22 protein-coding genes are annotated in these 21,526 nt (G+C 65.0%); 9 read left to right on the top strand and 13 right to left on the bottom strand.

The genetic code is table 11. The features are described 5' to 3' along the window. Window positions 1–22: 22 nt before the first annotated feature. Window positions 23–1,027, bottom strand: coding sequence for a heme o synthase (locus tag SynWH8101_RS10790; RefSeq protein ID WP_130129766.1), 1,005 nt, complete (start codon window positions 1,025–1,027; stop codon window positions 23–25). After that, complete coding sequence (locus SynWH8101_RS10795; RefSeq protein ID WP_174719514.1) at window positions 1,020–1,964, bottom strand: heme A synthase; 945 nt, start codon at window positions 1,962–1,964, stop codon at window positions 1,020–1,022. Before SynWH8101_RS10795 ends, SynWH8101_RS10790 begins: the two co-directional genes overlap by 8 nt. A 269-nt stretch (window positions 1,965–2,233) precedes the next feature. On the opposite strand from SynWH8101_RS10795, the gene SynWH8101_RS10800 reads away from it, so the two are divergent. From SynWH8101_RS10800 to SynWH8101_RS10815, 4 genes are all read left to right on the top strand, one after another. After that, window positions 2,234–3,070, top strand: coding sequence for a cytochrome c oxidase subunit II (locus SynWH8101_RS10800; protein WP_130129767.1), 837 nt, complete (start codon window positions 2,234–2,236; stop codon window positions 3,068–3,070). Then, window positions 3,067–4,740, top strand: coding sequence for a cytochrome c oxidase subunit I (gene ctaD, locus SynWH8101_RS10805; protein ID WP_130129768.1), 1,674 nt, complete (start codon window positions 3,067–3,069; stop codon window positions 4,738–4,740). The genes SynWH8101_RS10800 and ctaD overlap by 4 nt, the downstream gene beginning before the upstream one ends. Continuing rightward, window positions 4,737–5,339 (top strand): cytochrome c oxidase subunit 3, encoded by a 603-nt coding sequence (locus tag SynWH8101_RS10810; protein WP_130129769.1) that lies wholly within the window; start codon window positions 4,737–4,739, stop codon window positions 5,337–5,339. The genes ctaD and SynWH8101_RS10810 overlap by 4 nt, the downstream gene beginning before the upstream one ends. An 80-nt stretch (window positions 5,340–5,419) precedes the next feature. After that, entirely contained in the window at window positions 5,420–5,824 is a 405-nt protein-coding gene (locus SynWH8101_RS10815; protein ID WP_130129770.1) for an AbrB family transcriptional regulator, read from the top strand. Window positions 5,825–5,840: 16 nt separating this feature from the next. Here SynWH8101_RS10815 and SynWH8101_RS10820 read toward each other — a convergent pair whose 3' ends face one another. Both SynWH8101_RS10820 and SynWH8101_RS10825 read right to left on the bottom strand, forming a co-directional pair. Next, window positions 5,841–6,431, bottom strand: a complete 591-nt coding sequence (locus tag SynWH8101_RS10820; protein WP_130129771.1) for an HdeD family acid-resistance protein — start codon at window positions 6,429–6,431, stop codon at window positions 5,841–5,843. Window positions 6,432–6,504: 73 nt separating this feature from the next. Next, the gene (locus SynWH8101_RS10825) at window positions 6,505–7,155 is read right to left on the bottom strand and encodes a riboflavin synthase (RefSeq protein ID WP_130129772.1); all 651 of its coding nucleotides are present in this window, start codon (window positions 7,153–7,155) and stop codon (window positions 6,505–6,507) included. A 65-nt stretch (window positions 7,156–7,220) separates the two neighbouring features. On the opposite strand from SynWH8101_RS10825, the gene SynWH8101_RS10830 reads away from it, so the two are divergent. Further along, window positions 7,221–7,838: a bifunctional nuclease family protein gene (locus tag SynWH8101_RS10830; protein ID WP_174719515.1), complete on the top strand. Its 618-nt coding sequence runs from the start codon at window positions 7,221–7,223 to the stop codon at window positions 7,836–7,838. Further along, window positions 7,835–8,971, top strand: a complete 1,137-nt coding sequence (locus tag SynWH8101_RS10835) for an aldo/keto reductase (protein WP_130129774.1) — start codon at window positions 7,835–7,837, stop codon at window positions 8,969–8,971. Before SynWH8101_RS10830 ends, SynWH8101_RS10835 begins: the two co-directional genes overlap by 4 nt. A gap of 10 nt (window positions 8,972–8,981) precedes the next feature. On the opposite strand, the gene SynWH8101_RS10840 is transcribed toward SynWH8101_RS10835, so the two are convergent. From SynWH8101_RS10840 to topA, 5 genes are read right to left on the bottom strand one after another with little or no spacing between them, the layout of a single operon-like run. Further along, window positions 8,982–10,004, bottom strand: a complete 1,023-nt coding sequence (locus SynWH8101_RS10840) for an ABC transporter substrate-binding protein (protein ID WP_130129775.1) — start codon at window positions 10,002–10,004, stop codon at window positions 8,982–8,984. Between the two features lie 9 nt (window positions 10,005–10,013). Beyond that, window positions 10,014–11,144, bottom strand: a complete 1,131-nt coding sequence (locus tag SynWH8101_RS10845; RefSeq protein ID WP_130129776.1) for a nicotinate-nucleotide--dimethylbenzimidazole phosphoribosyltransferase — start codon at window positions 11,142–11,144, stop codon at window positions 10,014–10,016. Continuing rightward, on the bottom strand, window positions 11,144–11,815 hold the full coding sequence (locus tag SynWH8101_RS10850) for a DUF2232 domain-containing protein (protein WP_130129777.1): 672 nt from the start codon (window positions 11,813–11,815) through the stop codon (window positions 11,144–11,146). The genes SynWH8101_RS10845 and SynWH8101_RS10850 overlap by 1 nt, the downstream gene beginning before the upstream one ends. Then, the gene (locus SynWH8101_RS10855) at window positions 11,812–12,282 is read right to left on the bottom strand and encodes a hypothetical protein (RefSeq protein ID WP_130129778.1); all 471 of its coding nucleotides are present in this window, start codon (window positions 12,280–12,282) and stop codon (window positions 11,812–11,814) included. Before SynWH8101_RS10855 ends, SynWH8101_RS10850 begins: the two co-directional genes overlap by 4 nt. Beyond that, on the bottom strand, window positions 12,282–14,996 hold the full coding sequence (topA, locus tag SynWH8101_RS10860) for a type I DNA topoisomerase (RefSeq protein ID WP_130129779.1): 2,715 nt from the start codon (window positions 14,994–14,996) through the stop codon (window positions 12,282–12,284). Before topA ends, SynWH8101_RS10855 begins: the two co-directional genes overlap by 1 nt. A 146-nt stretch (window positions 14,997–15,142) precedes the next feature. On the opposite strand from topA, the gene SynWH8101_RS10865 reads away from it, so the two are divergent. Genes SynWH8101_RS10865 through SynWH8101_RS10875 form a run of 3 tightly spaced genes read left to right on the top strand, consistent with a single transcriptional unit; the run spans window position 15,143 to window position 18,210 of the window. Next, complete coding sequence (locus SynWH8101_RS10865; protein WP_130129780.1) at window positions 15,143–16,714, top strand: NAD(P)H-quinone oxidoreductase subunit N; 1,572 nt, start codon at window positions 15,143–15,145, stop codon at window positions 16,712–16,714. Continuing rightward, the gene (locus tag SynWH8101_RS10870; RefSeq protein WP_130129781.1) at window positions 16,707–17,441 is read left to right on the top strand and encodes an ABC transporter ATP-binding protein; all 735 of its coding nucleotides are present in this window, start codon (window positions 16,707–16,709) and stop codon (window positions 17,439–17,441) included. Before SynWH8101_RS10865 ends, SynWH8101_RS10870 begins: the two co-directional genes overlap by 8 nt. A 40-nt stretch (window positions 17,442–17,481) precedes the next feature. After that, the gene (locus SynWH8101_RS10875; protein WP_130129782.1) at window positions 17,482–18,210 is read left to right on the top strand and encodes a response regulator transcription factor; all 729 of its coding nucleotides are present in this window, start codon (window positions 17,482–17,484) and stop codon (window positions 18,208–18,210) included. Window positions 18,211–18,222: 12 nt separating this feature from the next. Here the strand turns inward: SynWH8101_RS10875 and SynWH8101_RS10880 are convergent, their stop codons facing one another. The 4 genes from SynWH8101_RS10880 to trxA are packed head-to-tail and all read right to left on the bottom strand — an operon-like array spanning window position 18,223 to window position 21,519. Continuing rightward, window positions 18,223–19,227, bottom strand: coding sequence for a M23 family metallopeptidase (locus SynWH8101_RS10880; protein ID WP_130129783.1), 1,005 nt, complete (start codon window positions 19,225–19,227; stop codon window positions 18,223–18,225). 24 nt (window positions 19,228–19,251) lie between these two features. After that, complete coding sequence (locus tag SynWH8101_RS10885) at window positions 19,252–20,031, bottom strand: biotin--[acetyl-CoA-carboxylase] ligase (RefSeq protein ID WP_130129784.1); 780 nt, start codon at window positions 20,029–20,031, stop codon at window positions 19,252–19,254. Further along, window positions 20,013–21,206, bottom strand: a complete 1,194-nt coding sequence (locus SynWH8101_RS10890) for an aminotransferase class I/II-fold pyridoxal phosphate-dependent enzyme (protein ID WP_130129785.1) — start codon at window positions 21,204–21,206, stop codon at window positions 20,013–20,015. Before SynWH8101_RS10890 ends, SynWH8101_RS10885 begins: the two co-directional genes overlap by 19 nt. Then, a complete protein-coding gene (gene trxA, locus SynWH8101_RS10895; protein ID WP_130129786.1) occupies window positions 21,193–21,519 on the bottom strand; it encodes a thioredoxin in 327 nt (108 codons plus the stop codon). The genes SynWH8101_RS10890 and trxA overlap by 14 nt, the downstream gene beginning before the upstream one ends. Window positions 21,520–21,526 lie beyond the last annotated feature (7 nt).

Genomic DNA, 21,526 nt, shown 5'->3' on the forward strand with positions numbered 1-21,526 from the left:
GCTGCAGGAATCTTGACGGAATCTAGGCAGCTGGCCCGAGGCCGCCGCCCAGCATGGCCTCCAGCACGCTGCGGACCTGCAGATCGAAGCTGGCCGCACCCGACCAACGGCTGAACACCAGCAGCAGACAGATGCCGAAGAGGTAAAGAATCGACCAACGGAAGAGGCCTTTGGCCCGCTCCAGACTGTCGGGATCGGAGGCAAGATTGCCGACCATCTGCAGCAACCGACCGTTGAAAGGAAGCAGCAAGAGGCCATAAAGGAGACCGCCCTCAGGGAGGGCCAGCACTCCAAAACCGCTCAGCACCACCGTGGCCCAGCCGTAGTGGCGGATGGCCCGGGCGGTGACGGTCGACCCCTTGACCACCGGAAGCATGGGGATCCCCACCGCCCGATAGTCCTCACGCAGCAGGAGGGCAAGGGCCCAGAAGTGGGCCGGTGTCCACACCATCACCAGACCGAACAGCCACCAGCTCCCCAGGCCGACGTGGCCGGTGGCAGCTGCGGCCCCCACCAGGGGTGGGATGGCGCCTGCCACACCGCCGATCACGATGTTCTGAGGCGTCCTCGGCTTGAGCAACGCGGTGTAGAGCAGCACATAGCTGCAAAGCCCGAGCAGCGAAAGACCCGCGGCCAGACAATTGACGCCACTCACCAGCAACACGGCTGCTGCGAGCGTGCAGGAAACCGCGCCGGTGAAGGCGGCTGCCGGCGACAAGCGACCCGAGGGCAGAGCCCGGCCGCTGGTGCGCTGCATGCGCCCATCCAGATCTTGCTCCCAGAGGCAATTGAGCACGCCCGCCGCAGCCGCCGCCAGGGCACCGCCGCCAAGGGTGCAGGCCAGGCGAGGCGAGGAAAGCGGCCAGCCTTCCGTGAGAGCCATCCCTCCCAGGGTGGTGGCGAGCAACAGGGGAATCAGCCGCGGTTTGGCCACCTCGAGCCAGGCGGGCAACTTGATCCGGCGCCTGGACGGCACCACCTGCTCGCGGCTGATCGCCACGGCGGATGTCTGAACGGAACTAGCCATGCGCAGGCTCCAGAGAAGAGGACTCAACAACGACTGGCAGCGGTTGCTCCGACGCCGCCTCGGGACGACGACAGAGCAGGGCCGCCAGCAGGGCAACCAGAAGAGAGGCGATCAACTGATGGGCCACGGTGACCGCGGGCTGACTCAGCCCCAGGCGCAACGTGAGAACCCCCAGCGCGATTTGAGCCCCCACCAGGCCACTGGCGAGAAGCAGCAGGGGCCATTGACGACGAGCCCAACCGCCGGCGAGGAGGGCGACGGCCGCCAGCAACAGCACGCTCAGGGCCGCCGGAGTGGCGAAACTCCGATGCCAATGGAGCCATTGGCAGGACTGGCCTGCCTCAAGACAGCGCTGCGCCGCCCAGGAGGTGGACATCCGAGCACCGAGCAGGCACTGGCCCATCACCGCAGCGAGGCTGATCGCCGCAAGCACTCGCCACCAGAGCGGTGCTGAAGCGGCACTGCTGTCGGCTGGAGCGAGAAGCAGCTGACTGCACCCACTGACGATGGCCACCAGGGTGAGGGCCAGGAGCAGATGGGCGGTGACCACCCCCGAGGGCAGAAGCTGCAAAACCGTGAGAGCCCCCAGACCGCCCTGGGCAGCAACGAGCACAAGCAGAAGGCCGCTGATCGGAAGCAGCCAGCGGGGCAATTGGGCCCGCCACCAGGCGGCGGCAGCGAGCTGAACCACCAGCGCGATGCCGATCACAAAAGCATCGAGGCGATGAAACCACTCCAGAAACACCTGAACGTTCATCTGACGCCCCGGCAGGAAGCTGCCGTAACAGAGCGGCCAATCGGGACAGGCCAGACCGGCCTCCATGACCCGGGTCGCTCCACCGATCACCACAAGGGCCACGAGGGCGACGACCAGATGGGTGCTCAGAAGAGCGAGGCGGTGACGAATGGGAACCAGGGGTGTGCTGACCAAAGCCATCGCGTTGCCCAAAGGCAACTGGAGTGTGTTCGGAACGTAGCGATTGGATTCCGGCGCGCACGTTGTGTGGCTTACTGCAACACAAACCCGGCGCCAACATCTCGCTTCCCTGACAGGCCACCCCATCCCTGGGCATCCATGCACACCAAAACCAGGGGATTGAAGTGGATGACGCGCCACCAAGCAGAGGATTTTCCACCCCTCTTAAGAATCAGAACGTGGTGAGGGCATCACCTCCTCCATAGCCTGAAACCATTCACGGACTCGCCGTGCCGATCCCTTCATCGATCATCACACTGGTGCTGGGAATGGTCCTGGTGCTGGGAGGGCTATGGATTGGCCAGAACGTCAATCTTCTGCCGGTTGATGCCAGCGCAAATGCGCCGATTTACGACGAACTCTTTCGGGTTCTCTTCAGCATTGGCGCGATTCTGTTCCTTGGCATCCTCGGCCTGGTGATCTTCAGCCTGATCCGCTTCCGCCGCCGCGAAGGTCAACTGGCCGATGGCCTGGCGATCGAAGGCAATCTTCCCCTGGAAGTTCTCTGGACAGCCGTCCCCGCGATCGTCGTGTTGTTCATCGGCTTGTTCAGCTACGACATCTATGAACGCATGGGAGGGATGGCCCCCCTGGGACATGACGCCATGACCCATGTCAGCGCCAACGCTCCCAGCAGCGATCAAAGAGTGTGGGGAGGGATCGGCACACCCACTCTCAGCACGACAACGGAGGCCGCCCTGGCACCCCCACTACCGGTGGAGGTGACGGCCATGCAATTCGCCTTCCTGTTTCGCTATCCCCAGGGCGATTTCATCTCCGGTGAGTTGCATGTGCCCGTCGGTCAACCCGTGACGCTGGCGATGGAAGCGAAGGATGTGATTCACGCCTTCTGGGTTCCTGAATTCCGCTTGAAACAGGATGTGATCCCCGGCCAGCCAACCGTCCTCAACTTCACGCCCACACGCGCCGGTCGCTATCCGATTGTGTGCGCAGAACTCTGTGGCCCTTATCACGGCGGCATGCGCTCCACCGTGGTGGTCGAAGACCAGCAGGCCTACGACGCCTGGTTTGCCCAAAACGACAAGCTTTCCGCCACCAACACATGACCGCCACCCTGACGCCCCAGGCCGAATCATCCCAGCCGCCCTCCCTGCAACCGCACGGCTGGCTGCGCTATCTGAGCTTCAGCGTCGATCACAAGGTGATCGGGTTGCAATATCTGGTGTGCGGCTTTGCCTTTTACCTGATCGGCGGTGCCCTGGCTGGAGCCATCCGCACGGAACTGGCCAGCCCCCTCTCCGACTTCATGCCACGCGAGGTCTACAACCAGGTGCTGACGCTGCACGGCACGGTGATGATTTTTCTGTGGATTGTCCCCGTCGTGAATGGAGCCTTCGGTAATTATCTAATTCCCTTTTACGTGGGAGCCAGAGACATGGCCTTCCCCCGCCTCAACGCGGTGGCCTTCTGGCTGATTCCGCCTGCGGGTCTGCTGCTGATCAGCAGTTATTTCATCACAGGTGCTGCCCAATCCGGCTGGACGGCCTATCCACCGCTCAGCCTCACGACCCCAGCCAGCGGCCAGATCATCTGGATCCTTAGTGTGCTGCTGTTGGGGGGAAGCTCCATTTTCGGTGGCATTAATTTCATCGCCACCATTCTCAAGCTGAGGCGGCCTGGGCTGAAGCTGATGCAACTGCCGATGTATTGCTGGGCGATGCTCGGCACCAGCATCCTGGTGGTTCTCTCCACGCCGGTTCTCGCCGGAACCCTGATCCTGCTCAGCCTCGACATCGTGGCCCACACCGGCTTTTTCAACCCAGGGATGGGCGGCAATGTGGTGGTCTATCAGCATCTGTTCTGGTTCTATTCTCACCCCGCCGTTTACATCATGGTGCTGCCAGCCTTCGGCTTGGTGAGCGAAATCCTGCCGGTGCACTGCCGCAAACCTCTCTTCGGATACGCCACGATGGTTGTCTCCATCATGGCGATTGTGGTCCTGGGTCTTGTGGTGTGGGCTCACCACATGTTCACCAGTGGAACACCACCCTGGATGCGCCTGTTTTTCACCATCGCCACAGCTTTCATCGCTGTGCCCACAGGCATCAAGTTCTTCAACTGGCTGGCGACGCTCTGGGGAGGCCGGATTTCACTGAACAGTGCCGTGCTGTTCTCCTGTGGCTTCATCGTCAACTTTGTGCTCGGAGGCATCACTGGTGTGGCCCTGGCCCAGGTGCCCTTCGATGTTCATGTGCACGACACCTATTTTGTTGTTGCCCATTTTCACTACATCGTCTATGGCGGCTCGGTGTTTGTGATCTTTGCCTCCATCTATCACTGGTACCCCAAGGTGACTGGTCGCATGCTCAACGAGCCGCTGGGGCGCCTGCACTTTCTGATCACCTTCATCGGCTTCAATCTCTGCTTTGCGCCCCAGCATTGGCTCGGCCTAAACGGCATGCCCCGGCGCGTCGCTGAATATGACCCCCAATTCGCTTTCATCAACCAACTCAGCAGCGTCGGCGCCCTGTTGATGGCGATCAGCACCCTGCCCTTTCTCTGGAACGTGATCGCCAGCGCGTTCCAAGGTGAGATCGCCGGCGACAACCCCTGGCGGGCCCTCACGCCCGAGTGGCTCACCAGTTCGCCACCCCCGGTGGAGAACTGGCGGGGAGACGCCCCCCTGGTGACCGAGCCCTATGGCTATGGCGTCGCCGCCGATGAACTCGATCTGAAGGCCGCCAGCGGCCGTGACCTTTGGAGCAGCGGACGATGACCACCCTCAATCCATCCCAGTCTGAGCTCGATCACGCCGGGGCCAGCGCTGAGCACCACGCCGACCATCGGATCTTCGGTCTGGCGACGTTCCTGGTGGCCGATGCGATGACCTTCGCCGGTTTCTTTGCCGCTTATCTCACGTTCAAAGCCGTCAATCCTCTCCAGCCCGGGGCGATTTACGAACTGGAACTGCCTTTGCCGATCCTCAACACCGTGCTCCTGCTCGTGAGCAGCTTCACGTTTCACCGGGCCGGCGTGAACCTGCGACGGGGCATGAGTCAACGCTGCCGCCAGTGGCTGCTGCTCTCGGCCGTACTCGGGCTCGCCTTCCTGGCCAGCCAGATGGTGGAGTATTTCACCCTCCCCTTCGGCCTGACCGACAACCTCTACGCGAGCACCTTCTACGCCCTCACCGGCTTCCATGGCCTGCACGTGACCCTCGGTGCCCTGATGATCCTGATCGTGTGGTGGCAATGCCGCACGCCGGGGGGCCGGATCACAGCCGACAACCACTTTCCGCTCGAAGCGGCAGAGCTCTACTGGCACTTCGTGGATGGCATCTGGGTCATTCTCTTTGTGATCCTCTACCTGATCTGAACACCGCCAGGGCAAAGTCGCAGGATCGCTTGCCTGGCTTGCGATCGAGGTTCAGAATTCTTGCAACATTCACCGTAGAGATGCTGGTCGGCAAGGAGCTTCTCGACAAGGCGCGCGCACTCAGCAATCGCCCAGAGGATGAGATCGCGAGAGGCTGCGGCTACGTGGGCCCCAGCGGCCGCCTGCTTCGCAAGAGCTTTTACCGGGCCCTCGTGGAAGCGAAGGGATACAAGCTGCCCACCTCTGGGGCTGGCGCTGGTGGTGGCACCCGAGGCCGCCAAGCTGAATTCCGCACCCGTGTGCATGGCAACGGCAATCTGCTCATCGGGCATGCCTACACGCGACGGCTCGGACTAGAGCCGGGCCAGGAGTTCCGGATTGAACTGCATCGGGACTCGGGCTCGATCTGGCTGCTGCCACTCGATGAGCAAGACCTCGATGGGCAAAACGACCACCCGGATCAGAGCGACGAGGCTGCGCTCTGATCCGGGTGGTTGGTCATCAGGCGAGTGCCGGAGGATCCTGATCGTCATGGATGGCCGAGCTGAAGGCGATTAGCTCGATGCCGCTGAACAGGAAGCTGATGCCCACCAGGGTTCCCAGCACCCACAACAGCCCCCAGAACTTCAGGGTCACGATGAGGAGGCCCAGGATGAAGGTGATCACACCATTGGCGATCGCCCAACCGGCACCGGGGCGGTTGCTGTTCGCCAGACCGGTGAAGAAGGCCACCACGCCCTCAACCAGGAAGACGATGCCGATGGCCAGGGCGAAAGCGGCCACCTGTTCGGCGGCCTCAGCCGGATCGCGGAAATTGCCGATCATCGAGGCACCAGCAACGATAAACAGGGTGGACACCACCAAACGCCAGAAACAGATCCAGCGCCCCATGCGGCCGGAACGGGCCAGATTGCTGATCCAGCCAACGACACCGCCCACGAGGAACAGCACCGCAATCACCCCCGTGGTCCAGAAAGAGGCCACCACGGGAAACACCAGGGCCAGAATGCCCAGAACGATCAGAAGAATGCCTTCAGCGATGGCGAAGGCCTTGAAGCTGCCCAAGGAATCCGGGCGGTCATCACCGGTCATGAAAAGTTCGGAATGAACACCCCCTGCAAGGTATTGATCTTTGCTCCAGGAGACCAGGGTTTGTGATCGTTTCTCAGCTCCAGCCCTGCCGGGCCAACCATTCGGAGCTGATCACCTGGCTCCCATCCGCGTGGGATGGCTCGGTTGCCAACAGTCGCTCGGCGTAGCGAGCGATCACATCCACCTCCAGATTGACCCGATCGCCCACCCTGAGGTGGTGCAGGGCGGTGGTCCGCCAGGTGTGGGGAATCACAGCGATCCAGAACTGCCGCCCCGCCGCCGCCAATCCGGCCACGGTGAGGCTGATGCCGTCCACGGCGATGCTGCCCTTCTCGCAGATGTAGCGCTCATGGCCTGGCTCGTGCCAGCGCAGCTCCAGCCGCCAGGACTGGGGCAGGGCCTCAATGGCCATCACCTCGCCGGCGGCATCCACATGGCCACTGACCAGATGACCCCCAAGCCGATCAGATAGCCGCAGGGCAGGTTCCAGATTCACCACCCCCCCGCGCAACGCCTTGGGGCCCAGCGTGGTGCGCTCCAGCGTCTCCTCGCTCACATCGGCCAGAAAGCCATCCCCCACCAGGGAGGCCACCGTGAGACACACCCCATCGACGGCGACGCTATCGCCAAGCTGCAGTGGGGCGAACGGCGCGCATCCGTGCACAAGCACCTGGGAACCACGTCGTTCCAGCCGGCCCACAGCCTGCACGAGCCCCGTGAACATCCTCTCAACCTGTGGCTGCTGACCTGGTCATAATCAAACCAGGGGCAGGAGTGACAGTGGTCGAAATGCATGTCGCCGGGATCGCCCTGGATGCGGCCAGTCGCAGTCCGATCGTGCTGCTGCGGGATCCGGCCGGACGGCGCCAGGTGCCGATCTGGATCGACCAGGCGCAGGCCCACAACATCATGGCCGGGCTCCAGGGGGAGCCAGCGCCCCGGCCCCTGAGCCATGACCTGATGGTGGCCCTGCTCGAGGCGGGCGGCCTGGAGCTAGAGCGGGTCATCATCCATGCGATAGAAGACAACACCTTTCGGGCCGTGTTGCGCCTCGAAGCCTCGACAGAGAAGAGCGAAGAGGCTGACAGCAACAGCACTGAACGCAGCCCACAACCCTCCAACCAGGCCATCACACCATCAGAGCCGACAGGCCCAACCGCTGGAGTGGAAGTCGATGCCCGACCCAGTGACGCGATCGCGCTGGCGGTGCGCACCGGCAGTGGCATCTGGATGCTAGAGGAAGTGGTGGCGGAAGCCTCGATCCCGGTCGATGCCGATGCCGATCACGAGGAACAGGATGCCTTCCGACGGTTCCTTGATCAGGTGAGTCCGGCTGCGCTCGTGCGCCATCTGGAATCGCGCCGCCCCGATGACGGCTCCACCTCGGAGGAGTCATCTGAACCGTGACGGCCACGCGTCGGCCCTTCGGCCGGGGACCGGCCGTGAGCCTGTTCACGCTCGGCACGATGCGGGCCCTGGCCTCCCAGGCACAGATGGATGCGGTGGTGCGGGCCGCACTCGAGGCCGGAATCAACCATCTGGAGACGGCCCCGGCCTATGGCCCGGCGGAAACCTTCCTGGGCGCTGCCCTGGCCAGGCTCGAACGGCAGGGCCGCAGGCCTGACGGGGGGTGGGTGGTCACCAGCAAGATCCTGCCGGGAGTGAGCTTCAGCGAAGGTCGCTCCCAGCTGCAAGCGAGCCTGAAGCGCCTGGGCTTGCACCATCTTCCGAACCTGGCGGTTCACGGCATTAACCGGCAGGAGCACCTTCTGTGGGCCCAGGACGGCGAAGGCCAACAACTGCTCCAATGGGCACGCGACTCCGGCCTGGTGGGGCAGGTGGGATTCAGCAGCCATGGGTCCCATGCCCTGATCGCCGAGGCGATCGCCAGCGGGCTGTTTGAGTTCTGCAATCTGCACCTGCATCTGCTCGATCCCAGCCGCATGGAGCTGGCTCACGACGCCCTGGCCCGAGGCATGGGCGTCCTGGCGATCTCTCCGGCTGACAAAGGAGGGCGGCTGTGGGACCCGAGCCCGACGCTCTGCGAGGACTGCGCTCCTATCCCACCGCTGACACTCGCCTATCGCTACCTACTGGCGGCCGGCATTTCCACCCTGACCGTCGGCGCCACCCAACCGCAGGACCTTGACCTCGCCCATCGGCTTGCCAAAGCCAGCGGCGCCCTCAGCCCGGCGGAACGCAGCGCCCTGACCCGCCTGGAGCAACGCCGGCGGCAGCGACTCGGGCAGGAGCACTGCGGCCAATGCCGCTCCTGCCTGCCCTGCCCCAACCAAGTGCCGATCCCGGAGCTGCTGCGCCTGCGCAATCTTCGCCTCGGCCACGACCTGCAGGCCTTCACCCAGGAGCGCTACAACCTGATCGGTCGAGCCGGGCACTGGTGGGAGCAGCTCGATGCCAGCGCCTGCCAAGGCTGTGGCGACTGTCTGCCCCGCTGCCCCCATGACCTACCGATCCCCGATCTGCTGGCCGAGACCCATCGCTTGCTGGCAGCGCCGCCCCGGCGCCGACTTTGGGGGTGAGCGCCAGCCCTCAAGGAGCGGCCTGGCGCCAACGGCGGCTGAGCTGCGCACGGGCTGCGTCCTGGAGCGGCGGCAGGCTCCAGCAGCGCTCCCAAACCGGCTGCGGTGGGAGCACGAGCGACCGCAAACTGCCAGGAATGACCTTGGCCTGGGCCTGAAGTTGCTGGAATGGCAACGGGGGGCGCCATCCCCGTGCCAACAGCTGCCCGAGCAGGGGGGCCTGCCAGGCCGCCTCCACCCAGGCCTGGGGCAGTGGTTCACGACTGGTCGCCGGCCGCAGCAGCAGCGTCCAATGCAGGGGCGCCCCACTGCGGGGGAGCACGGCATGCAGGCGGGGATCACGCCGAAGCGAGGGCACACAGCGCTGCAACGGCAGCACTGCCACCCTGGCCTTCCCCTGCAACAACCAATTCAGCGCCTGGCGATCGTCGAGCGTGAGGGCAGCACGGCGCAACCTACCTAGGCTCTCGGGCTGATCAAGACGATCGGCAAGCTCAACCACCACCCTGGGGCTGGCCGGCAACACCACCTGCCCGCGCAGGCCGGGATCGAGCAGCACATCCCAGCCCTGTTCGGCGGCGCCTCCAAGCCAGTCGCTACCCCGGAAGAGCATCACCCAGGGGCTGACGCCAACGGGCAGCACCCGAGCGGCACGCACAGGCCCCAAAGCGTCAAGAAAACGCCCAGCCTGGACTCCCAGACGCCCCTGCAGGGGTGCCGCGTCCACCGGTTGTAGCGCCTCATCGGTGAACTCCGGCAACCAACCATCACCGCAGGCGAGCAGATCGGCCGACGGCTCGATCCGCAGGGCCGCCCGTGAGGAGCCAGACTTCGTCTCCAGGGGCTGAAACCGCCAGGGGCGGGGTAAGCGCCGGCGCCACAGAGGGGGGAGCGTTTCCGGTGCTGCCTGGAGCAGGGGCTGCGCCGGGCCGCGGGCACAGCCCCCCAGCAGCCCCAGCCCCGCCGCCAGGCCGAGCTGCAGCAGATCACGACGCCCCAGCCTGGCCTGCTCGGTGTGATGCAACCTGCTCATGGCCAGACCTTACAGGCGTTGCAGTGCATCCAAGGCCTGGTCGCAGTCGCGGCGCAGCAGCTCCAGGCTGCAACCTCTCAACTGGGCCAGCAGGGCGAGAGCACCGGCACCCACGCCCTCCTTCACATAGCCGCGTTCGTAATCGCGCAGAGCCTGATGGCGACTGTCATGGAAGCGAAGGCCGCTATGCAGGGCCAGGATCTCCACCGACAGAGCCCTTTCGAGGCGGGCCAACAGCTCAGCAAGGGCCGGCCGACCGGCCAAGGACTCTGCCGCCAACCAGGCCGTGGTGCCCAGGGTCACCCCAGCCGTCAGGGCGGACCTGTCGGCCCTGGGGAGGGCCCGCAGGGCCAGGGCGAGGACCGCCAGCATCTGGCTGCCGCCGGCCAGCAAAACCGGTTGACCACTCTCCATCGCCCCCAGCAGCAAGCCCGCAGCCACCGCCTGAAATGGATCACCAACGGCGGCCAGAATCGCCTGAGGCGAAGGATCAGGCCCCAAGCCTGCCCGTTGCAGACCAGCCTCCACCAAGCGACGCTTCAGCTGCATGGGCGGATGCAGCGCACTTCCACTCACCAGATCAGCGACGGGCAGGCCGAGGGCGGTCAGAGCCGCCTGGGCAGTGCTCGTTCCGCCGGGAACGCATTCAGCGAGCACCAGCGGCCGGCGCAGGGAGCGGCCAAGGCGCACCCCCCTCTGCCAGAGCCGTTCCACCCGATCGGGAGCCATCGCCCGTCCGCTGCTCAGACAGGCGGCGGGTCCGCAGTCGCAGGCCTCCAGGCGCAGATGGGGGAAGGGGGGCTGCTGTTGCAGGCCAACCGCGGCCACCTGGGGCCTCAGGCCGAGCGCCTGAGCTGCGACCCAGCTGATCAGCGCCGGGCTCACCCCCGCCGGCAGGGGCGGCAGGGACCAGCGGGGCCGGTGGCCGGGGCCGTAGAGCAACAGCTCGGCATCGGCAAGCGCGGTGTAGCGACGGGATGCGGCCGAGGCACCGGCCGCCGAAATCCCCTCCACTTCAGCCGTGGCCGTCGCGGCCAGCACTAGCAGAAGATCGGGCTGAACCTGAGGATGGCGCCAGGGGGCGAGCCGCTGCTTCAGCGCCGTTGCCTCCGGATCAGGCCACACCCGGCCAGCCGTCATCAGAGGGGATCCAGCGCCACCAGGCCTTTCAACTGTGGCGGCGGCTCGGGCAGAGGGGAGCGGAGCCGCGGGAAAATCCAATAGGCCAGGGCGTGCAATGCCAGCACGTACACCAACTGCTGAAAGAGCACCAGGCCCAGCGCCATCAACTGCACCTCCAACAGATCGGGAGCCAAGGGAAGACGAAGCAGATCCACCAGGCGATCGAGCAGACCAGCCCCCGCCCTGGTGATCACGACCCAGAGGTTCTCACCCACCAACAACGAGAGGGCCAGCACCCGCACGAGGAAGCCGATGGCGCCCAGCAACAGGCCGACACCCCAGCTCAACCACCAGCTGAACCTCCGGCTCCAAGCCCAGCCCAACCAGAGCGACAACAGGCCATAGGGGAAGAGCATCAGGGGGCCACGGACCGGCCCCATCAGCGCCGTGAGCAGGAGCAGGGCCACCGCCACTCCCTCAAGCCCGGCTTTCCAGCCCCGACGCAGCACCAGCAGGGCCAGGGGCAACGGCAGCGCCAGACGGAACAGGGCACCCCCGACCGGCAGGTAATAAAGAGCCAGCCAGATCAACGACGCCGCCGCCGCCAGATAGGCCGTTTCCATCATGCGAAGCGCCTGGCGGCGGCTCATGGACGGCGTCGCCGGCGGTGCAGGCGGTGGCGGGGTCATGGCGTTGCAGCAGGGGATGGCGTGTCGCCTGAGGCTGGGCCGCCGGCGGGACTGATCCGTTCGATCGTCTCCACTTCAAACGGAATGCCGGCCTCCCGCAGCGACCGGGTGACAAGCTCAGCCGGTGCGGCCGGATCCGCCCCCGACAGACGAATGGTGATCCGATAGGGCTGGGGGTTGACCGTTGAGGGCTTAGCTGGCGTCTGGGTTTTGGCGGTGTTGGCCGGCTTGGCTGTGCCGTCTGGCTTGGCTGTCGCCGCTGCCGTGTCCTCGCCCGACCCCCGCTTCTGCGGGTCGGGCTCTTCAGGTTTCGGCTGCTCCTGTTTGGGCTGGGCGTTGGCCGTGGCGGCGGGAGGAGCCGGTGGAGGGTCAAAACTGTCGGCCAGCTGCCGACCAAACGGCGTGGTGCTGCAGGCCTGCAACACCAGGAGAATCGGGATCCAGAGGCCGACACGGCGCGGGGCCATCAGCTCTCCCCGGGTTTGATCACCCGCACGGCGCTGGCCCTGAGGCGCCCGGTCTTGGTGGTGGCGGGTGGTTTCTTGGCTGCGGGTTTGCGTGCCGCCGCCTTGCTTCCGGTGGTGCTTTTGGCCGTGCTGCTCTTGGTGCTGGAGCGCTTGCTGGTCTTTTTGCTGGCGGCCTTGGCTTCCAGCAATTCCACCGCTTCCGCCAGGGTGATGGCGTCAGCGCCCTTGCCCTCTGGCAAGGACGCATTCACCTTGCCCTGTTTCACATACAGGCCGTAGGGGCCGTCGAACACTTGCACGGTCTCCTCGCTGCCTTCGGGCTTGCCAAGGTCCTTGAGGGCGGTGCGTCCCCCACGCCCCCGCTTCGGCATCGCCAGCAACTCCAGGGCGCGACTGAGGCCCACCGCCAGCACATCGTCATCGCCCTTGAGTGAGCGGTAGTCCTTCTCACCCTTGCCCTTATCCCAAACCACGTAGGGGCCGAAGCGGCCGAGTCCGGCCTGAACACGCCCTCCCTCGGGATGCTCCCCGAGCAACCGCGGCAACCGCAGCAGACCGAGCGCATCGTCGAGGCTGAGATCCTCCGGCTTCACTCCCTTGGGCAGAGACGCCCGTTTCGGCTTCGGGTTCTCATCACTCACCTGGCCGCGCTGCACATAGGGGCCGTATTGACCAAACAGCAGATACACCAGATCACCGGTTTCCGGATCTTCACCCAGGGCTTCGGGGCCGTCGGCCTTCTGCTTGAGGATGAGTTCAGCCTTGTCGGCATCGAGATCGGCCGGCGTGATCTCCTGGGGCAAGGTGGCCTTGATCAGCTCCTCCTCGCCGTCGTCTCCCACCCGTTTCGCCTCCAGATAGGCGCCGAAGCGGCCGATGCGCACCACGCAGGGCAGCCCCTCCAGGTCGACCGTGCGGGAGGCACCGGCATCAATGTCGCCCTCACGCTTCTGAACCTGGGATTCCAGCCCCTCCTCACCCTTGTAAAACCCTTCCAGGTAAGGCAACCACTGCACCTTGCCCGTGGAGATCTCATCCAGGGTCGACTCCATCCGAGCGGTGAAGCCCGTATCGACGAGATCGGGGAAATGCTCCTCCAGCAGGGCGGTGACGGCAAAGGCCGTGAAACTCGGGGTCAGGGCATTGTTCTGAAGTGAGGCATAGCCCCGGTCGACGATCGTGCCGATGATGCTCGCGTAGGTGGACGGCCGGCCGATCCCTTCCTTCTCCAGCATTTTCACGAGCGACGCCTCGCTGTAGCGAGCCGGGGGTTGGGTCTGGTGACCGAGGGCCTCCACCTCGCGGGGCGTGGGCGCATCACCGGATTTCAGAGCCGGCAGCAGCACCTCCTGGCCTTCCAGAGCCGCATCGGGATCATCGCTGCCCTCCACGTAGGCGCGGAAGAAACCAGGGAAGTCGATGCGTTTGCCGGTGGAGCGAAACCGGGCGTCCGCCACCTGCAGATCCACCGTGAGCATGGTGAGCCGAGCTTCCGCCATCTGACTAGCCACCGTGCGTTTCCAGATCAGCTCATAGAGAGCGAGATCGCGACCATCCAGACCGGTGTCCGCAGGCGCGCGGAAGGTTTCACCGGAAGGCCGAATCGCCTCATGGGCCTCCTGGGCGTTGCGGGCCTTCGTGCTGAACTGCCGCGGCGCCTTGCTCAGATAGTCCTTGCCGTAGCGATGCTCCACGCAATGACGGGCCGCGCTGATCGCCTGCTCGGAGAGGTGCACCGAATCAGTGCGCATGTAGGTGATGAAGCCCCGTTCGTACAGCCCCTGGGCACAGCGCATCGTCTCCCGTGCCGACAGCCGCAATTTGCGGTTGGCCTCCTGCTGCAGGGTGCTGGTGATGAAAGGAGGCACAGGCCGACGCACCGTGGGCTTCTCCTCCACCGACTCCACCCGCCAGGGAGAGGTCTGAACGATGTTCACCAGAGCACGGGCCTCAGTCTCACTGAGCAGCCGCACCTTGCTGCCCTCCTTGAGACCGCCGGTCGACTCATCGAAATCCTGACCGGTGGCGATGCGCTGGTTCTCCAGATGGGTGAGCTTGGCGTCAAAAGCAGACCCAGCCTGCTCCAGTTGCGCCTTCAGATCCCAGTAACTGCCGCTGCGAAAGGCACGACGTGCCCGTTCCCGCTGCACCAGCAGGCGCACCGCCACCGATTGCACCCGACCGGCTGAGAGGCCCCAGGCCACCTTCTTCCACAACAGAGGCGAGAGGGTGTAGCCCACGAGGCGATCGAGGATCCGCCGGGTTTCCTGGGCATGCACCAGCTCCATGTCCAGCTCGCGGGTCTGCTCCAGAGCCCGGGAGATCGCCTCCTTGGTGATCTCGTGAAACACCATCCGCTTCACAGGCACCTTGGGTGCCAGGAGCTGGAGCAGATGCCAGCTGATGCTCTCCCCTTCCCGGTCTTCATCCGTGGCGAGCAGCAACTGGTCAGCGCCTTTGAGCGCGTCCTTGAGCTCTCGCACCACCTTTTTCTTGTCCTTCGGCACCACATACAGCGGTTCGAAGTCTGCCTCGGTGTTGACACCGAGATTGGCCCATTTCTGACCTTTCTGGGCGGCTGGAATCTCGCTGGCGTTATTGGGCAGGTCGCGCACATGCCCCATGGAAGCCTCCACCCGATAGCCCTTGGGCAGAAAGCCACGGATGGTGCGGGCCTTGGTGGGGCTCTCAACAATGACCAGGGTGTTCGCCACAGGCGGCAGGTATCCGTCCCCCTTCTTTATCGCACCATGGTTCCCACTGCAGGGAATGGCGGCCTGGGATGGTGGCCCGGACGCGTGAGCGTGTGCAGCCGGGCAGCGCAGCTACAGTCGCCGCACGGACGGATCCCAAGCGAGTCATGCCCGAGCTGGGTGCACTGTTTCTCTCCACCCAGGCGATGGCCGCTCCAGGGGAGTTGATCAATCTGGCCCTCAATGCTGGAGCCGTGGCTCCTGAGGGCGCTGTGCTGGTCGCCATGCTGGCCACGCTGCTGGTGGATCTGGCGGGCGAACGCGTGGCCGTGCGCTGGGTTCCACCCATTTGTTACGTCGGCCTCGGCACCGCCCTGGTGCTGCTCGCCCTGCAGTGGAATGCGCCGCTGGAGCCCTCATTCCTGGGAGCTTTCCTGTCGGACCGACTCGCCATCGCCTTTCGAGCGATCGTCGCCCTTTCCACCCTGCTGTCGCTGCTGATCAGCTGGCGCTACGCCGAGAAAAGCGGCACACCCGTGGGTGAGTATGCCGCCATCCTTCTTGCCGCCACTCTTGGCGCCATGCTCCTTTGCGGAGCCACCGATCTGGTGAGCGTTTTTGTTTCCCTGGAAACCCTCTCGGTCGCCAGCTACCTGTTATCGGGCTACATGAAGCGGGATGCCCGCAGTTCCGAGGCAGCCCTGAAATACCTGCTCGTGGGCTCAGCCGCTGCTGCCGTTTTCCTCTACGGCGGCTCCCTGCTGTATGGCCTCAGTGGTTCCACCAGCCTGGAGGTGATCGGGGAGGCGCTGCTCACCAGCCCCACGCCACTGGCGGCCCTCGCCCTCGTGTTTGTGCTGGCCACGGTGGCCTTCAAGATCGCGGCGGTGCCCTTCCATCAATGGACACCGGATGTGTATGAGGGATCGCCGACGCCTGTGGTCGCGTTCCTCTCCGTGGGCTCCAAGGCGGCTGGCTTCGCCCTTGCCCTGCGGATCCTGGTGGGTTGCTTCGACTTCTTCGACGCCCAGTGGAAGCTTCTTTTCACAGTGCTGGCGTTGTTGAGCATGACCCTGGGCAACGTGGTCGCCCTGGCCCAGACGTCGATGAAGCGGATGCTGGCCTACAGCTCCATCGGCCAAGCGGGCTTCGTGATGATCGGCCTGGTGTGCGGCACGGAAGATGGATTTGCGGCCATGGTGCTTTACATGGCGGCCTATCTCTTCATGAATCTGGGCGCCTTTGCCTGCATCATCCTGTTCTCGATCCGCACGGGCAGCGATCGCATCGCCGATTACGCCGGCCTTTATCAAAAAGATCCATTGATTACCCTGGGGCTCAGCCTGTGTCTGCTGTCCCTTGGCGGTATTCCGCCGATGCTCGGCTTCTTCGGCAAGATCTATCTCTTCTTTGCTGGCTGGGCCGACCACCAGTATCTGCTGGTGGTGGTGGGCCTGATCACTTCCGTGGTGTCGATCTATTACTACATCGGGGTGATCAAGATGATGGTGGTCAAGGAGCCGCAGGAAGCGTCTGAAGTGGTGCGCAACTATCCCGAGATTCAGTGGACCACCCTCGGACTTCCGCCCCTACGCTTTGCCCTAGTCGCCTGCGTGTTGGTGACCGCCGTGGGTGGCATTCTCTCCAATCCCCTTTTCCAGTGGGCGAACAGTGCGGTGGATGGCACACCGCTGCTGCAGCAAGCGATCGCCCAGGCCAGTCTGCGGGCCCTTGGCTGACCCCGCCCCCGCTGCTCCCTCGCCAACGGCCACCGATGCGCAACCGGTGGCTCTTCTTCATGAGGTGAGCAAGGTTTACGGCACCGGTGCGGCCACAGTGAAGGCTCTCGACCATCTCAATCTCACCGTGCATCAGGGTGATTACCTGGCGGTGATGGGGGCGAGCGGCTCCGGTAAAAGCACGGCCATGAACATCATCGGCTGCCTCGACCGCCCCAGCAGCGGCTCCTACCAGCTCAATGGCATCGCCGTCGAACAACTCGATGACGACGCCTTGGCCGATCTGCGCAACCAGGAGCTGGGTTTTGTCTTCCAGCAGTTCCACCTGCTGCCGCACGCCTCCGCGCTTGAAAATGTGATGCTGCCGATGATCTATGCCGGCGTTCCTGCCGGTGAGAGACGTCGCCGGGCTGCAGCGGCACTGGAACGGGTCGGCCTGGCCGAACGCCTGGAGAATCGCCCCAATCAGCTCTCCGGCGGCCAGCAGCAACGGGTGGCAATCGCCAGGGCGATCATCAATCAACCCGCCCTCCTGCTGGCGGACGAACCCACCGGCGCGCTCGATTCGCGCACCACCAACGATGTCCTCGATCTGTTTGACGATCTGCATCGTCAAGGGATCACGCTCGTGCTGGTCACCCACGAAGACGACGTGGCTGCACGGGCCGCCACGGTGGCCCATTTCCGCGACGGCCGCGTCGAGCGCCTTGAGCGGAATCGCCGCTGATTCAGGGCTGACTAAGCTGATGTGAGGCCGCTGCTCTTGCATGGTTGATGCTGCAGCCAGCCCCCCGAGGGTTCTGCTGGTCGATGACGAGTCTCGCCTGACCGACCTGCTGCGCCTCGAACTCGATGTGGAGGGCTACGCGGTCGACGTGGCCTCCGACGGTGCCTCAGCCCTGATCAAGGCCCGCCAGGACCCGGCTCCGAATCTGATCGTTCTCGACTGGAATCTCCCCGATTTCACCGGCATCGACATCTGCCAGAGGATTCGCAGCAGTGGTGTCACCACGCCGATCCTGATGCTCACCGGCCACGACGACATCGCCGATCGGGTCAAAGCTCTCGATGCCGGCGTGGATGACTACCTCACCAAGCCCTTCTCGATCGAAGAGCTGATGGCTCGCCTGCGGGCCATGCAACGGCGGGCGGAATTCTTCTCCAAGGAGGGCACGAGCGGGCAGCCACTGCTCCTGGAGGTGGGCGATCTCCGTTTGCACACCGGCACGCGCGATGTGCGTCGAGGTGACCGGGAGATTCAACTCTCCGTGAAGGAATACGACCTGCTTCACTTCCTGATGCGGGGGCGGGGCCGGGTGCTGGAACGCGCTGAAATCATGCGCGGTGTATGGGGAGAAAATTTCTATGGAGACGACAACCTTCTCGACGTTTACATCCGCTATCTCCGCCAGAAAATTGAAACCAAGGATCAACCCACCCTGATTCACACCGTTCGTGGCGTTGGCTTCATCCTGCGGGATGAAGCCACGCGATGAAGCCGGGCGTGCTTAGCCGCGGGGCCGCTCCAGCCCCTGCATGAGCTGGGCCACCAACAACGACACGGCATCGTCTCCGCCCGCCGTCAGCGGGTTCAGATCCAGATCACCCGGATCCATCGCCACCCAGCCATCCCCTTCGGGTCGGCGCAGTTCGAAATGGAGATGGGGACCGGTGCTCAGCCCCGTGCTGCCGACCCGGCCGATCACCTCCCCCTGACGGACGGTCTGGCCCGCTTTCACATAGATCTCGGAGAGGTGGCCATACAGCGTGCGCCGGCGGGGCTTGCTGTGTTCGAGCTCAACGGCGATGCCATACCCACCCGCCAGACCACTGCTGGTGACAATGCCGGACAACGCGGCCACAACCGGAGTGCCTTCAGGCGCGGCCAGGTCTTTACCGGCATGCATCAACCAATTGCCGATCACCGGATGGAGACGCCAGCCGAATTCACTGGTGGTGATCGCCGAGCCGATAATCGGAAAGAGGAGACGACGATCTCCGTTGCCCGCCAGCGGCAAGGGGCGAGGCGACACGGCGAACACCGATTCGAGTCGGAAGCCGGGACCGGTTCCACCGAGCAGAGCGGACACCGGCACCGTGATCGGTGGCAGGGGCTGACCATCAGCACCGCGACGCAAGCTGGCGTTCAGACCACCGTCACGGCGGGAACGCCAGGACAAAGGCGTTGGGTCACCGCGCAGGCCACGGCCACGCAGGGCCACACCGGAATGGCATTCCTGCTTCGACAGCGCACCGCTGCGACAGGCCTGCTGCAGGGCCGGCACATGAATGGGCCGAGCCACGGCACCTGCCTCCAGCTGCCGCCGTTCCAGCGGGGTGATCACCCTGTTGCGCTCCAGGCTTTCGAGGGAACGGTCAAAGCGCAACGGTTCCTGAGTCTCCAACCGGGCCGGGGGCAGCACAGGCGGCTCTGCGGCGGGGAGGTCACCCGGGGCCTGAGGGGCCACCGGCAAGGCCAGGAGCCAGGCAGCCGCAAGCCAACGCACGAGCACACACCATTCAGGAACGGCGAGACTCTAGAGACCCTGATCGCGAGCGTCAGCCCAGCGAGTCCAGCTCATGGTCCGGGTTCCCTGTTGGAGCTGCAAAGCCCCATCCGCCCCCAACCCCGTGATCCGCCACGGCTCACCGGTGGCAGGGTCACGCACCTGCCGTTGCCACAGCCTCGCCTCCACGGCCCGCACCAGCGCCTGTGGAGCCAAGGCGAATCCACAGGCACGCTCGAGGCATCGCAGCACCTCGGTCGTCCAGACCTGAGGTCGGCAACGACCACCGGCCAGCACCTGACGCAGAGCCACAGCACCAACCGGCACGGGATTCATCACATTCAGGCCCACGCCGATGCGCGCCAGACGAAGGTGACCGCCGCAGTGCACCATGCGCGGCAGCACACCGGCCAGTTTCCGGTCGCCGATCAGCAGATCATTGGGCCATTTGATCCGGATCGGTACTCCCTCGCTCTCGAGGCGCTCCGCCAAAGACAAGGCAACGGCCAGCCCCAGGAGGCCGGGTGCCGCCGCCGTCGAGGGCCAGGGCAGGGCCGCGCTGATCCAGACCCCTCCCGCCGGGGCCTGCCAGACCCGCCCCCATTGCCCTTGGGCCCGGATCTGATGGCGCGCAATCACCGCCCGGGGCTGCGGCCCCTGCCAGGGCCTGTGCTGCAACCACTGGGTGAGCTCGGTCTCCGTGCTGGCACAGACGGGAAGCACGCGAAGGTTCCAAAGGGGAAGGCCCTGACGGCGCCGTCGCCTCAACAGATCCGCCCCTCGCCGGCCGATCAGCTTTGCTGACGCCACCAGGGCTCCAAACGCTGGATGGCCTGCTCCAGGCTGTCGGTCGGTTGCACCAGGGCAAGGCGCAACCAATGGGCACCGGCGGCACCGAAGCCCGACCCCGGGGTGAGCGCCACACCCGCCTGATCGAGAAGCGCCGCCGCCAGATCCTCGTCGTTCCAGCCCCGCTGCCTAGCCCAGGCGGGTACGGGAAGCCATAGATAGAGCGCCATCGACGGGACGGGCGCCCGCCAGCCGAGGCGGTGAAGGGCCTTCAGGGTGCGATCCCTGCGCTCGCGATAGATGGGCACGATCCGGCGCGGCCAATCGGGAACCTCGGTGAGAGCCGCGATCGCCCCCTGCTGCAGGGCGAGGGATTGGTTGAAATCCACCACCCCCTTGAGCTGGCGGAGCGCGCTGATCAGAGGCGCCGCCCCAATGGCGAAGGCAAGACGGAAGCCACCGAGGCACCAACCCTTCGAGAGGGAAAAGAATTCGATCCCCCGCTCGCGCCAGCCCTGGCTGCGAAGCAGCGCCGGCGCCTCTCCCTCCAGGGCGAGATCGAGATAGGGGTTGTCGTGGGCCAGCACGCAGTCATGGCGCTGGGCCCGCTGCATCGCCTCGTCCAGCCAGGTTTGCTCTCCGACCTGCGCCGTTGGGTTGTGGGGGAAACCCAGCACCATCAACCGCAACTGATCCCATTCGGCACTGCTCAACCTGTCCCAGCAGGGTCGCCATCCCGTCGCCTCCTCCAGAGGCAGCGATGCAATCCGGGCATCAGCCAGCACCAGGCCACCGCGGTGAGAGGGGTAGGACGGATCGAGGATCAAGCCGGCCTCGCCAGGGTTGAGCACGGCTAGGGGCAGATGGGCCGTTCCTTCCTGGGAGCCCACCAGCAGCAGCACTTCCCGCTCTGGATCCACATCCACCGCGAAGCGGGACTGACACCAGGAGGCCACGGCCTCACGCAGGGGCCGGGTGCCGGCATGGAGGCAATAGGTCGCGCTTCCAGGCGCCTCTAGTGCTGCCGCCATGGCGGCCAGCGCCTGAGGTGGCGGCTCCAGATCCGTCGACCCAAGGGAGAGATCCACCAGCGGCAGGCCTTGGGCCGCCTCACTGAGGCGATAGTGATGCTTGCGCTGGTCATTGCGGTCGAAAACACCACTGCCCAGTCGCTCCAGACGCCTAGAGGTGTGCATCCAGGAAAGCCTGCAGCTGAGGCTTGGCGATGGCACCCTCATGGCGTGCCAGCTCCGCACCATTCTGAAAAATGATCAGCGTGGGAATGCCCTGCACCTTGTAGGCATCGCGGGTGGCGGGGTTGCCGTCCACCTCAAGCTTGCCGACGTCGAGGCGGTCGGCGTAGGTCTCGGCGGCCCAGTCCATCAGGGGGGCCATCAGGCGGCAGGGGCCGCACCAGGTGGCCCAGAAATCCACCAGCACCGGCTTGGACGCCTGGAGGACCTCCTGGGCGAAGGCCGCATCGGTGAAGTCGGAGACAACAGGAGCCACGGCAACA

It is taken from the genome of Synechococcus sp. WH 8101 (assembly GCF_004209775.1).
GTDB lineage: Bacteria > Cyanobacteriota > Cyanobacteriia > PCC-6307 > Cyanobiaceae > Synechococcus_C.

What these genes read in the sequence shown, in the direction of transcription:
- SynWH8101_RS10790 (WP_130129766.1), bottom strand. Translation starts at nt 1,027, where the DNA reads ATGGCTAGTTCCGTTCAGACATCCGCCGTGGCGATCAGCCGCGAGCAG.
- SynWH8101_RS10795 (WP_174719514.1), bottom strand. Translation starts at nt 1,964, where the DNA reads ATGGCTTTGGTCAGCACACCCCTGGTTCCCATTCGTCACCGCCTCGCT.
- ctaD (WP_130129768.1), top strand. Translation starts at nt 3,067, where the DNA reads ATGACCGCCACCCTGACGCCCCAGGCCGAATCATCCCAGCCGCCCTCC.
- SynWH8101_RS10810 (WP_130129769.1), top strand. Translation starts at nt 4,737, where the DNA reads ATGACCACCCTCAATCCATCCCAGTCTGAGCTCGATCACGCCGGGGCC.
- SynWH8101_RS10815 (WP_130129770.1), top strand. Translation starts at nt 5,420, where the DNA reads ATGCTGGTCGGCAAGGAGCTTCTCGACAAGGCGCGCGCACTCAGCAAT.
- SynWH8101_RS10820 (WP_130129771.1), bottom strand. Translation starts at nt 6,431, where the DNA reads ATGACCGGTGATGACCGCCCGGATTCCTTGGGCAGCTTCAAGGCCTTC.
- SynWH8101_RS10825 (WP_130129772.1), bottom strand. Translation starts at nt 7,155, where the DNA reads ATGTTCACGGGGCTCGTGCAGGCTGTGGGCCGGCTGGAACGACGTGGT.
- SynWH8101_RS10830 (WP_174719515.1), top strand. Translation starts at nt 7,221, where the DNA reads ATGCATGTCGCCGGGATCGCCCTGGATGCGGCCAGTCGCAGTCCGATC.
- SynWH8101_RS10840 (WP_130129775.1), bottom strand. Translation starts at nt 10,004, where the DNA reads ATGAGCAGGTTGCATCACACCGAGCAGGCCAGGCTGGGGCGTCGTGAT.
- SynWH8101_RS10845 (WP_130129776.1), bottom strand. Translation starts at nt 11,144, where the DNA reads ATGACGGCTGGCCGGGTGTGGCCTGATCCGGAGGCAACGGCGCTGAAG.
- SynWH8101_RS10850 (WP_130129777.1), bottom strand. Translation starts at nt 11,815, where the DNA reads ATGACCCCGCCACCGCCTGCACCGCCGGCGACGCCGTCCATGAGCCGC.
- SynWH8101_RS10855 (WP_130129778.1), bottom strand. Translation starts at nt 12,282, where the DNA reads ATGGCCCCGCGCCGTGTCGGCCTCTGGATCCCGATTCTCCTGGTGTTG.
- SynWH8101_RS10865 (WP_130129780.1), top strand. Translation starts at nt 15,143, where the DNA reads ATGCCCGAGCTGGGTGCACTGTTTCTCTCCACCCAGGCGATGGCCGCT.
- SynWH8101_RS10875 (WP_130129782.1), top strand. Translation starts at nt 17,482, where the DNA reads ATGGTTGATGCTGCAGCCAGCCCCCCGAGGGTTCTGCTGGTCGATGAC.
- SynWH8101_RS10890 (WP_130129785.1), bottom strand. Translation starts at nt 21,206, where the DNA reads ATGCACACCTCTAGGCGTCTGGAGCGACTGGGCAGTGGTGTTTTCGAC.